The organism is Halobacterium bonnevillei, from assembly GCF_009831555.1.
Taxonomy (GTDB): Archaea; Halobacteriota; Halobacteria; order Halobacteriales; family Halobacteriaceae; genus Halobacterium; species Halobacterium bonnevillei.
In genome coordinates, this window is sequence record NZ_WUUU01000091.1 from 1 (window position 1) to 11,860 (window position 11,860).

The following is an 11,860-nucleotide window of genomic DNA, read 5'->3' on the forward strand; positions in this document are numbered from 1 at the left end:
GGCGCAAACCAAGAAATCGGATTTGTTACTGTAGCTGTTTGGTTTTGACCATCCCCGACTTTTAGTCTCGCAGACATTGAAACTATTCATGTGTAATTTTTGGTGTTTCCCGGTGGCCTCCTTGTACACATACCAATCGAATTCCGTCCTTCGCCGAGGAACGGGTAGCGTGCGTGGCGCGCCTTCATCGCTGTCACCCTTGCGAGCGAACGCCGATAAACACCCCGGCTCCGGGACGAGCGCTCCGGCGACCAGAGCGGACGGGTGCACTCGTGCGCGAGCCGGCCAGCGGCGGCGAGCGACCGAAGGCCTATCGGTGCCGGGCGTCCACTGTAGGGGTATGTTCGCGCGCGGCTTCTGGAAGTGGGCGTACGCGCTGCCGCCGGCAGTCCTCGGCGCGGCGCTGTTCGCCATCTCGTCGCTGTGGGGCGTCCTCGGGTTCGCGCTCTCCGGGTTCGTGCTCTGGTTCCACCGCGACCCGGACCGCAGGCCAGACGGCCCGGGGGCGGTCTCGCCAGCCGACGGGACGATCTCGGTGATTCGAGAGACCGAGGACGGCCGCGTCCGCCTGGGCGTGTTCATGAACGTCCACGACGTCCACGTCAACCGCGCGCCCCTCGACGGCACGGTCGAGGGCGTCGAACACGAATCCGGGGGCCACCGCCCGGCGTTCGACAAGGAGTCCGAGCACAACGAACGCGTGCGCTTCGAGTTCGACGAGTACAGCGTGGTGCTCATCGCCGGCGCGTTCGCGCGACGCATCCACCCTTACGTGGACGCCGACGAGGACGTGGCGCGCGGCGACCGCATCGGTCACATCTCCTTCGGGAGTCGCGCCGACGTGATTCTCCCGGCGGAGTTCGGGCCCGAGGACGTCGCGGTGGAACCCGGAGAGAAGGTGGCTGCAGGCGAAACAGTACTCGCACGCCGCGAGGACGGGGCGCGCGACCGCCTCGCGGGACGCGCAGTCGGGGACCGGCGCGGAGACCGTAGCGAGGGTCGGAGTGGGGACCGTAGCGGGAACGCGGCGCTGTCGGGCAGCGAGTGAGTTTTGTGGCGGGCCGCTAGAGACGCCCGCATGAGCGGTTCCGAGCAATCCCTGTTCGACCGGGTGGCCGCGGAGATGGCTGCCCACCTCGACGGCGACTCGTCGGGCCACGACATGCACCACGCGTGGCGCGTGAACCGCCTCGGCGTCCGCATCGCCGAGGCCGAGGGCGCGAATCCGCGCGTCGTCGGGGTCGCCGGCCTCGTCCACGACCTCCACCGCGTGCGCGGCGACGGGTTCACCCATCCCGAGGAGACCATCCCGGAAGTCCGGGAGATTCTGGCGGACGCGGCCGTCCCGGACGCCATGCGGGACGCGGTCTGTCACTGCGTCGCCGTCCACGAGGAGTACGGCTTCGAGGACGACCCGATGGCCGCCGAGACCGTGGAAGCGGAAGTCCTGCAGGACGCGGACAACCTCGACGCCATCGGCGCCGTCGGCGTCGCGCGGGCGTTCCAGTTCGGGGGCGCGCACGGCAACCTCCTCTGGGACCCGGACCGGCCGCTCCCCGACAACGACCCCTACGAGAAAGACGGCCACGAGGACCACGACGGCCCCGCGAGCACGTACCACCACGTCCACGCGAAACTCCTGCGCCTCCGCGAGAACATGAACACGGAGACCGGCCGGGAGATCGCGGCCGACCGCCACGCGTTCCTCGAGGCGTTCGCCGACCGCTTCGAGAAGGAGTGGTACGGTGAGGCCTGACAGCCTGGTGCGGCGACACCGCGCCCTGGCCGTGGGATGCAGCGCTGGCCCTAGCCGCCCTTGAGGAGGTCCGTCACGCCGGCCGTCTCGGCGATTATCCACGCGACGAACACGCCGTACGCGAGCAGCAGGGCGTAGGCCTCGGGGCGCGTCATCGAGAGGTCGGTGCGCAGGATGGCGAACAACAGCACGGTCGCGAGCGTGAGCACGCCGAGCATCGGGACGGCCGCCGCGAAGTCCACGGTGACGGTGCCGACGATGAGGACGCCCACCGGAATCGCGACCAGGAGGTCGAACGTGTTCGACCCGAGGACGTTCCCGAGGCTGGTACGGGCTTTGCCGGCCTTCGCCGACCGGACGCTCACGAGCGTATCCGGGAGACTCGTCGCGGCCGCGACGATGACGACGCCGGCGAGGAACTCGGGGATGCCGAACGTCTGGCCGAGCGACTCGACGCTCCCGACGAGCTGTTCGACCGCCACCAGGATGAGGAACAGCCCGGCCGCGAGACGCCCCCACTCCCGGCGGAGCCGTATCTTCTCGGTGACTTCGGGGGCGTCGTAGTCGCCGACGTCCTGCCACTGGATGAAGAGGTAGAGGCCGTACACGAGCAGCGGAAGCATCGCCAGCGGCCGCGTGATCTGGCCGGCGAGCGCGGGCCCGGTGGGGTCGGGGATGTAGATGACTGCGAGCGCGAACGTGATGACGAGTGCGGAGACGGCGATCATGTAGAACTGCGCTTCCTTGTAGACGACCGTGCGGTCCGCTTCCAGGTCGCCCTCGGCCGCGATGCCGGAGAGCGCGGGGATGACGAGGATGTTGAAGATGGCGGACCCGACGATCGCGCCGACGCCCATGTTGAAGGTGTCCGCCAGCGCCGTGAAGACGACGCTGGCGAACTCGGGGAAACTCGACCCGAGCGCGACGACGACCGATCCCTGGACGACGGCGGGGAGCCCGTAGTGCAGTGAGAGCGCTTCCGCTGCTCGTTCGAGCCACCCGCTCCCCAGCCAGATGAGCGCGGACGTCACCACGACGACGAGCACGTGGACGGCTGTCGCGTCCGGCAGCAGGCCACCGAGGACCATCGTCCCCAGCATCGCATGAGGGGCGTATAATTGTGCGTGTCTCGGACGGCCGGTACCCCCGGCGCAACGCACGATTCAGTCCATGAAGAACGCGCAGTTCGCATAGAACGACCGGAGCATCGGTCACAGCTAGCAGCCGCGAGCCGAGCGGCGCGGCGCGAGGAACGAGCGCTCGAACTCCGCGAACGGGGAGCGGAGCGACCCGTGAGCGGTTCGAAACAACCCGAGGCGAGCGGTTCACCGCGCGACCGTAGGGAGCGCGGGCCGACGACTGAGGGACGCGAGGTGCTACGCGCCTCGGGATGCGCGAACGGCGGAGCCGTGAGCGCGAAGCGGACCGAAGGAGGAGTGCGTTAGTCTGATTGGATCCGGGGCGCGAGCATGTAGGTGACGCGGCCCTGCGCTTCGGCGATGTCGTAGTGGATCTTGACGGGGTATTCGTCGCCGAGTTCGAGTTCGACCTCGGCGTCCTTCGGGATGGCCTTGTTCATGTCCTTGAGGTAGTCGAGGCTGAACAGGCTGTGGGCGCTGCCGGCGTCGAGGTCGATGAGCTGGTCGCGGGTGAGTTCGAGGTGGACGTCGTCGGTGTCGCCTTCCGCGTCGACGTAGAACAGTTCGTCGGCGGCGTCGACGCCGAGCGCGATGTGGTCGGAGACCATGTCCGCGGCGCGGACGGCGCGGTCGATGTCGGCGCCCTCGATGACGACGTTCGCGGAGAGGTCGAGGTCGGGGATGTCGGGTTCCTGCCGGATGGAGTCGGGGTCGATGAGCGCGAGCGTGTACTCGAGGCCGTCGATCTGGATGTGGAGTTTGCGGGTTTCCTCGTCGAGTTCGAGCTGGACGAGCTGGTCTGAGTCGGCCATCCCGGCGATGTCCTCGAGTCGGGAGAGGTTGACGCCGATGATGCCGCCGTCCGCTTCGTAGGATTCGAACGCGGCGGCTCCGAGGTCGAGGTCCACCATGCCGACGTTGGCCGGGTCGACCGCGCGAATGGAGAGTCCGTCCTCGTCGAGGTGGATCTTGCATTCGTCCACCAGCACGCTCACGGAGTCGAGCGTTTCCCGGAGCGTGTCGGCGCTCACAATCGCCTTGAACATATGGGAATCGCTACGAAATCCGGGAATAAAAAGCCCCACGTTCCGCGTGCGCGCGTAAATCGCAGGATGGCGCTGGGAGCGCGCTGGCGCCGGCAGCGACGGCCGGTTTCAAGAGCGAACGGGTGCGTTCGGAAAGATGACCTCGGGTGAATCGGCGGCTACCGGGTGACCGGGAGTCCCGCGCGAGTGCCGCGGCGACTGCGAAACGTCGGCCCGGGTTGGCGGAGCGGCGCGGCGCGGCCGTCCGGAACCGTCAACCCGGCTTAATTCGGCTTAATCCGGCGGTTGACGGCCCGAAGACGCCTTTAGGGCTTCCCCCCTTTACGTCCGTCTGGGTCGTGGCCTCGAGTGCACATGAACCGCACCGTACCGACACTACTCGTAGCCGGGCTCGTGCTGCTCGCCGGGTGCGCCGGCGGCATCACCGGCCAGAGCGGCACGCAGTCGACGGTAGAGGACAGTGGCACAGTCTCGTTCTACGTCAGCGACGAGGCGAACGCAATCGACCAGTTCGAATCCCTGAACGTGACGATCACGAAAGTCGGGTTCTCGCAGACCAGTGACGCGGACGCGAACGCGTCCGCCAGCGAGGACGTCGAGACGGACTCGGAGACCGAAACCGTGACCGACTCCGAGACGGAGACGGAGACCGAGACGGACACGGAGACCGAAACCGAAACCGAAACCGAAACCGACTCCGAGACGGACACTGACACGGAGACCGAAACCGAAACCGACTCCGAGACGGACACTGACACGGAGACCGAAACCGAAACCGAAACGGAATCAGACGACGACAGCCAGGACGACTCTGAGACCGACGAGGAGTCCGAGAGCGAGTCCGAGGACGAGGCTGAGTCCGAGGACGACGGCGAGGGGAACGCCGAGTGGGTCGAGCGCGACGTCGACTCGCGCACGGTCGACCTGACCGAGCTGCAGGGCGCGAACGCGACCCTCCTGCAGAATATGAGCGTGCCCGCGGGCGAGTACGAGAAGGTCTTCGTCCACGTCGAGGACGTCAACGGGACGCTGAAGACCGGCGAGGAAGTGAACGTGAAGCTCCCGAGCGAGAAACTCCACCTGAACAAGGACTTCACGGTGGACTCGGAGAGTAACGTCGAGTTCGTCTTCGACATCACGGTGTTCGAGGCGGGCAACAGCGGGAAGTACATCCTGAAGCCGGTCGCCGGCGAGTCCGGCACGGACGTCCCCATCGAACGCGTGGACGGCGATGACGTCGAAGCCGACCTCGACGTGAACGCCGTCGGCGAAGTGCGTGCCGGCGAGAACGTGACCGTGCAGGTCACGCAGGACGGCGACCCGGTCTCGAACGCGACCGTCGAGGTCGAGGACGCTGACGTGACCGTGACGACGAACGCCAACGGCACCGCGACGGTGCAGGTGCCGGCGGACGCCGAGGAGTTCGAGGTGGAAGCCGCGACCGGCGAGAACAGCGAGTACGGCGAAGGTGAGGGCGAACTCGAAGTCGAGTTCGGTGAGGACGACGAACGCGAAGGCGACGACGGCGACGACGGCGAGCGCGACGTGGACGACCAGACCAACGAGTCCGCGGACCTCGCAGTCACCCTGCAGGGGAGTTTCGCGGCCAGCGAGAACGTGACCGTCGTGGCGACTGACGGCGACGGCGACCCCGTCGAGGACGCGACCGTCGAAGTTGACGGCGACGTCGTCGGCGAGACGAACGCGGACGGCGAACTGACGTTCACCGTCCCCGGGAACGTCAGCACCGACTCGCAGGTGTCGGTGACCGCCGACGGAACGACCGTCGTCGTCGACTCGATGACCGTCGCCACTGCGAGCTAACGGCGACGACCGGGCGACGAACGATCGGCGCGCCGCGCGGCGCGCCAGCGGTGCTATTTCTCACGCGGCAATCGCGCCAGCGAAGCAGAGCCGTCGCGGTACGACCGCGTTCGTTCCACAGCGAGCGTCTACAGGGACAACGACGCGGTTTTCCGTTCCGGCGCCCTAGCAGTGATAACTGACTATGGGGAACGGCAAGGACCACTACTACAACAAGTCGAAACAGGAGGGCTACCGCACGCGGGCGGCCTACAAGCTCCAGCAGATCGACGACGAGTTCGGCGTGCTGTTCGGCGGCGCGACGGTCGTCGACCTGGGCGCGGCGCCGGGCGGGTGGCTACAGGTCGCCGCCGAGCGAGTCGGGTCGCGGGGGAAGGTCCTGGGCGTGGACTTCCAGCGCATCGACTCCATCGAGGACGTCGAGGCGGGCGTGGAGACGATCCGCGGCGACATGACCGACGAGGACACTCGCGAGGAGATCGCGGCGAAGGCGGGGCGGGGCGGCGTCGACGTCGTCATCTCGGACATGGCGCCGAACATGACCGGCGAGTACAACCTCGACCACGCGCGCTCAGTGCACCTCGCGCGCACCGCGCTGGACACCGCACGCGACGTGCTGCAGGACGGCGGCCACTTCGTCGCGAAGGTGTTCGACGGCCAGGACTTCGAGGCGTTCCGCGAGGACGTCGCGGAGGAGTTCGCGTTCGCGGCGACGTACACGCCCGACGCGTCCCGTGACTCCTCCTCCGAGCTGTACGTCATCGGGAAGAACCGCGTGGACGCGCCCGTCGAAGCCGGCGACGTACTCGACGTGGAGATTGTCGGCGAGGGCGACGAGGGCGACGGCATCGCGAAGGTCGCGGACGGCTACACGCTGTTCGTGCCCGAGGCCGCAGCGGGCCAGACCGTCGAGATCGAAGTGACCGACGTGAAGCCGAACTTCGGGTTCGCCGAGCGCACGGACTGATTCTCCGAGCTGCGTCGGCGGGTACTCGGTGACCGGGTCCCGAACTGCCGGCGTTCCAACGCAGTAGCGAGGACCGGGTTCTTACTCAGTGACGGGTTCGCCGCCCAGTGGGTCGCCGTCCCCGAGCAGTTCGCGGACGGCGTAGACGAACGGCGTGTCGGCGACGGCGATGGCGAGTTTGAGGACGTACTGGCCGACGATGAGCGCGAGGATTTCGCCACTCGCGTAGGGGTCGCCGGCGCCGAACGTCGCGGGCGCCAGCCAGAACGCGACAGTCACGAAGATGACGGTGTCGATGGCCTGGCTGGACGCAGTCGAGGCGACGTTGCGCAGCCAGAGGTGCGCGCCGTCAGTGCGGCGGCGGATGGCGTGGAACGCGAGCACGTCCCAGTTCTGACTGACGACGTACGCCAGCAGGCTGCCGGTGACGATGTTCGCGCTCGACCAGAGCACGCCCGTGAACTCGGACTGCCCGACCCCGGAGAACGGCGCGATGGGCGCTTCCATCGTGGTGTAGACGAGCACGAGCATCACGAGCGTCATCGCGAACCCGACGTTCACGAGCACCTGGGCGGCGCGCCGGCCGTACAGTTCCGAGTAGCAGTCCGACGCGAAGAACGTCAGCGCGTACGCCAGCGCGGCGCCCGGCATCACGAGCGCGGCACCCGTGTACGGGAGTTCGAACGGAATCTGGAACATGAGGAGTTTCGACGCCGTCAACTGCGCGGTGACGAGCGCGGTGACGAACAGGCCGACGAGCGCCACCTGGCCGGCGTGGACGCGGTCCTCACTCCGCATCGTCGTCGGGCCTCCGGTCGTCGTCGAGGCGGCCGTGCCGGGCGTCGATGTCGTCGAGGAGGTCCAATGTCTTCCGGACGGAGGCGCGGATGGCGTCGCTTCGGTTCACGAACTTGCCGTCGTCGCCGACGTGTTCGTCGAGGTCCTCCAGCAGTTCCTGGGGCATCTCGACGCTGATCTTGGGCATACGCCACTGATAATACCCAGATAATATAAGCGGCGCGGCTCGGAGAGGAAGTAATTCAGTTCTGACAGAAACGTTGTTCTGCGAGCCGTTAACTGGCGGTGTGTCGTCACGTTCCACGATGCCCGACGGTTCCCAGCACGCCGCTGAAACCCCAGAGAAGTACAGCAGGACGGCCCTCGCGGCTGACGCCCGCGAACTCGCTGCGACGCTCGAAGACGCCCACCCCGACCCGTACGCCGGTCACGGCGGCCGGGTCGACTTCCACAGGCGCCTCGAAACACTCGTCCGCGACCTCCCCGAGGGCGGCGAGCGCGAGGCCGAATTCGTGCGCCGCCTCCAGCGGTTCGTCGCCCGCGTCCGCGACGGCCACACGAGCGTTGACGTGCCGGGGGACCCACACGCAGCCGTCGACTGCCGGTTCCCACTCGACCTTCGAGTCGTCGGCGACGCGCTCTACGTCGACGCCGTCTACGAGGACGACCACGCTGACCTGCTCGGGGGCCGCCTCCTGGCGGTGAACGACGTCCGCGTCCCGGCGTTGCGGGAGCGGATGGCCGCGGCCCAGAGCAGCGACAACGTATACGGCGACCGCCAGTCGCTGTGCGCCGCGCTCGGCCCTGACCCGAGGATGCTCGGAGCACTCCTGGCGGAGGGCGCGTCCACGCCGATCCTCACAGTCGAACGCTCGGACGGCGAGCGCGTGGAACGAACTGTCGACCACACGCCCGCCGAAGAACCGACGGCGACACTCGACCGGGCGCTGGACCACCCGGAGACGAGCGGCGAACCCGCGTACAGGCTGCTCGACGGCGGCGACGCAGCCCTGCTGACCATCCCGGACTGCCAGACGCACCGCGAGCCCATCGAGGCCGCCGTCGCGATGTACGACGACCTGCCGGACCTCTACGACCCGCGGGAGACGTACCGCCAGGTGGTCGGCGACCCCGTCCCGGACGACGTCGAGGACGTCCTCGCGGGCATCCCGGCAGCGACTGCCGTGTTCACGTCGCTCGCCGCGGAGATGGCCGCCGCCGGCACGGAGACGCTCGTCGTGGACACGCGCGGCAACGGCGGCGGGAGTTCCCTGCCCGCTTACATCCTCGCCTGGGTGCTCTACGGCAGCGACGGCCTCGGCGAGGCGGCCGCCGACCAGTACAGCGTCTCGAAGGACTCGGCGACGTACCGCGCGCAGTACGGCGACGACGGCCCCCTGGTGGACACCGACAATCCCGCGGGCTTCGACTTCGGCTCGTACTTCACGCCAGACAGCGAGAAACGGGCCTCGATTCTCGAGGAACTCACGGCCGTCAGCGAGACGTTCGCGTCCGCCGTCGAGGACGGCGAGTACGACGGCTTCTACGCGCCCGAGAACGTCGTCGTCGTGACGGACGCGGAGACGTTCTCCGCGGGCGTCGAACCCGCCGTCCTGCTGTCGAAACTCGGCGCGCGCGTCGCTGGCGTGCCGTCGGCACAGGCTGCCAACGGGCCGCGGGACGTGCTGTTCGGGGAGCTATCGAACACCGGCGTCGAATTCAGAACCTCGTTCCGGTACCACGCGTTCCTCCCCGGCGAGGACGGCACCGTCTTCGACGTGGACGTCGCGCTCACGCCCCAGCAATTCGAAGCGTATGATCGCACGAGCGACGCCAGCGTCCGCCTCGCGCTCGACGTCGCAGCCGGTACGCTACCCCTTTGAGGGCGCCGACGCCCCGCCGCCGCGACGTCCGCCGAGCGTGATCACGGTGAGGATGCCCAACCCGAGCATGTACATCAGCACCATCGGGAGCGCGATCAACAGCATCGTGTAGAGGCTGTCCGGCGTGACGAGTGCACCGAACGCGAACATCGAGATGACGGGGACGCGCCAGCGCCGCCGCATCGTCCCGTAGGAGACGATACCGCCGAGGTGGAACAGCACCATCGTCACGGGGATGTCCACGAGCAGGCCGATGCCGACGGTCAGCAGGAACACCATCCACGCGAAGTTACTGACCGTGTAGCTGATGATCATGTCCGAGGCGAGCGCGTCGTACACCAGGTAGGAGATGATTTCCGGTGCGACGAACGAGTACCCGACCCAGCTGCCGAACAGGAGGCCGCCGACGAGACCGCCGCCCCAGACGCCGATGGCGCGCCGATCACCGGTCACGAGTCCGCTCTCCGAGAGCGCCGGCCACGCGTAGTAGAGGATGATCGGCAGCACGCCGACCACCGCCAGCACGACGGAGATCTTCACCTGGAAGACCAACGCCTCGACCGGGTGGAGCGTGATCGGCCACGCGACGTCGCCGGCCGGCTGGACGTCCTGCGGGATGCGCGCGATGAAGTCGTCCCGGAGGTCGCCGAAGCCGCCGTAGTACAGCCACCCGAAGAGGCCGACCATCAACACCATGAAGGACCCGACGATGCGGAACGCTCGCGACCGCAGGCTCCCGAGGATGAACCGGATGTCGTAGTAGTAGCCGCCGATGTCGTCCTCGGTGGTCTCCTCCTCCGTGAACGCGTCCATCATCCCCGCAGCGGTGCTCTGGACGGGGTTCGAGCCGCCGCCACCGCTGCCGTCGTCCCCGCCGCTGCCGCTCGCCGCCCCGTCAGCGTCGGCGTCGCCGTCCGCGTCGGCGTGGACGTCGTCGAACCGGTCGAGGACGGCCTGCGCCTTCTGGTCGTCGTCCTCGTCGAGTGCGCGCTGGGCCGTGGCCAGCGCCTCGTCCTCGGACAGTGGACTCGAACACCTCCCGGCGGGCGCCGCCCGCACGCCGGCCGCGTCGAGGACGTCGAGGTCGATTTCCGCCGGCTCCGCCGTCGGCCCGAGACCGGTCGCCGCGACCTGCTGGGCGCGCGATCGACGGCGACGTACACGTAGAACAGCAGCGCGCCGGTCAGCGCCACCAGTGCGAACAGGCGCCCAGCAGCAGGTAGCCCGTCGACGGTCGACGCCGAGCGCGGCGGCGACGGTCGGCACGCGCACGGACGACCCGATGAAGCGGAGGCCGTCGTTGAACGCCGCGATGCCGCCGTACTGGCCGGCCGCGTACCCCGCGGCGAACCCGAGGACGCCGACGCCGAACACGCGGTTCCAGCGCTCCCGGAACACGCCACGGACGTCGACGTGCTCGCGGCCGCGTTTCATCGTCACGACGATCTTCGCGAGGTACAGCGAGAGGCCGTAGAGGAGAATGAGCGGAGACGCCCACAGAATCTGCGTGAAGGGGTCCGGCGGCGAGAAGAACGCCCCGAACCCGAAGATGCCGACGATCGCGTACTTCCACTTGTCGCGGAACGTCTCGTAGGGCACGATGCCGGAGTACGAGAGCGCAGAGACAATCAGGGGGAGCTGGGCGGCCAGTGCAAAGGAGAGCGCGAGGAAGAGGATGAACTCCGTCCACTGGATGACGCCGTACTTCGGCGCGAGGCCGGCTCCCGTCGCGTTGCCAGCGAGGAAGCTGAACATCAGCGGGAAGAACAGGTAGTAGGCGTACAGGACGCCGAGCGTGGCGAGCCCAGCACACACCACTGCCACCCCGAAGACGTGCACCCGGGAGACGGAGACGTCGGGAATGATCTCGCGGTCCTGCAGCGGCTTCCGCGCGTGGAAGAGCAAGACCGGAATTGCGACGAATGCCCCCGTGAACAGGCCGATCTTCACCTGCATGAGGATGACGTCGAACGGCGTCTGAGCGATGACGTCCGCGGTGTTGGCGAGGAGGTCCCGCTCAAGCATCGGCCAGATGTACCACCGCATCGCGAAGATTCCGCCGAGCAACCCGACGACGAACGCGATGAAGACGTGCTGGAGTTGCGACTGTGCAGTCCGGAGCATCACCCCGAGCGTCTGACGCCCGGAATCGATGGCGCGAGCCGTCCCGGGGTCGATCATGCCCGAACCGGAGCTACTCATTGGGTCCGGCTAGCCCACTCGCAATTATCAATCTTCCCGTCGACAGCCAAAAGAAAGCCTATAACGGACCGGTCGCCAAAGCACGGACACGAATGGCCGAGGAACCGGACGGCGGGCGAGACAGTTCCGACTGGGAAGGCCTCGCATCCGCCGTCCGACGCGTCGACGCCGACGCCGAGAGCGCCAGCGGCAGCGACGCCGACAGCGCTAGCGGCACCGACGCTGACCGGGGCGCGGCGGCGACG

The 11,860-nt window shown here is 67.9% G+C and carries 9 protein-coding genes and 1 pseudogene; 5 read left to right on the top strand and 5 right to left on the bottom strand.

What is annotated here, in order from left to right:
• Positions 1-340 precede the first annotated feature (340 nt).
• A pseudogene (locus tag GRX66_RS11485) lies at positions 341-934 on the top strand (protein sorting system archaetidylserine decarboxylase); the annotation flags it as partial.
• A gap of 144 nt (positions 935-1,078) precedes the next feature.
• The gene (locus tag GRX66_RS11490) at positions 1,079-1,756 is read left to right on the top strand and encodes an HD domain-containing protein (protein ID WP_159526686.1); all 678 of its coding nucleotides are present in this window, start codon (positions 1,079-1,081) and stop codon (positions 1,754-1,756) included.
• A gap of 50 nt (positions 1,757-1,806) precedes the next feature.
• Here GRX66_RS11490 and GRX66_RS11495 read toward each other — a convergent pair whose 3' ends face one another.
• Together GRX66_RS11495 and GRX66_RS11500 are read right to left on the bottom strand one after the other, a co-directional pair.
• A complete protein-coding gene (locus GRX66_RS11495; RefSeq protein WP_159526687.1) occupies positions 1,807-2,844 on the bottom strand; it encodes a sodium:calcium antiporter in 1,038 nt (345 codons plus the stop codon).
• 353 nt (positions 2,845-3,197) lie between these two features.
• Entirely contained in the window at positions 3,198-3,941 is a 744-nt protein-coding gene (locus GRX66_RS11500; RefSeq protein ID WP_159526688.1) for a DNA polymerase sliding clamp, read from the bottom strand.
• Between the two features lie 354 nt (positions 3,942-4,295).
• Between GRX66_RS11500 and GRX66_RS11505 the strand changes: the two genes are divergently transcribed.
• On the top strand, positions 4,296-5,765 hold the full coding sequence (locus tag GRX66_RS11505) for a DUF4382 domain-containing protein (RefSeq protein WP_159526689.1): 1,470 nt from the start codon (positions 4,296-4,298) through the stop codon (positions 5,763-5,765).
• Between the two features lie 184 nt (positions 5,766-5,949).
• Positions 5,950-6,732 (top strand): 23S rRNA (uridine(2552)-2'-O)-methyltransferase, encoded by a 783-nt coding sequence (locus GRX66_RS11510; RefSeq protein ID WP_159526690.1) that lies wholly within the window; start codon positions 5,950-5,952, stop codon positions 6,730-6,732.
• Positions 6,733-6,813: 81 nt separating this feature from the next.
• Here GRX66_RS11510 and GRX66_RS11515 read toward each other — a convergent pair whose 3' ends face one another.
• Both GRX66_RS11515 and GRX66_RS11520 read right to left on the bottom strand, forming a co-directional pair.
• Positions 6,814-7,530 (bottom strand): queuosine precursor transporter, encoded by a 717-nt coding sequence (locus tag GRX66_RS11515; RefSeq protein WP_159526691.1) that lies wholly within the window; start codon positions 7,528-7,530, stop codon positions 6,814-6,816.
• Positions 7,520-7,717, bottom strand: coding sequence for a ribbon-helix-helix domain-containing protein (locus GRX66_RS11520; RefSeq protein ID WP_159526692.1), 198 nt, complete (start codon positions 7,715-7,717; stop codon positions 7,520-7,522). Before GRX66_RS11520 ends, GRX66_RS11515 begins: the two co-directional genes overlap by 11 nt.
• 118 nt (positions 7,718-7,835) lie before the next feature.
• On the opposite strand from GRX66_RS11520, the gene GRX66_RS11525 reads away from it, so the two are divergent.
• On the top strand, positions 7,836-9,413 hold the full coding sequence (locus tag GRX66_RS11525; RefSeq protein ID WP_159526693.1) for a S41 family peptidase: 1,578 nt from the start codon (positions 7,836-7,838) through the stop codon (positions 9,411-9,413).
• Here the strand turns inward: GRX66_RS11525 and tatC are convergent.
• Positions 9,402-11,615, bottom strand: a complete 2,214-nt coding sequence (tatC, locus tag GRX66_RS11530) for a Sec-independent protein translocase TatC (RefSeq protein WP_233745481.1) — start codon at positions 11,613-11,615, stop codon at positions 9,402-9,404. The genes GRX66_RS11525 and tatC overlap by 12 nt on opposite strands.
• Positions 11,616-11,860 lie beyond the last annotated feature (245 nt).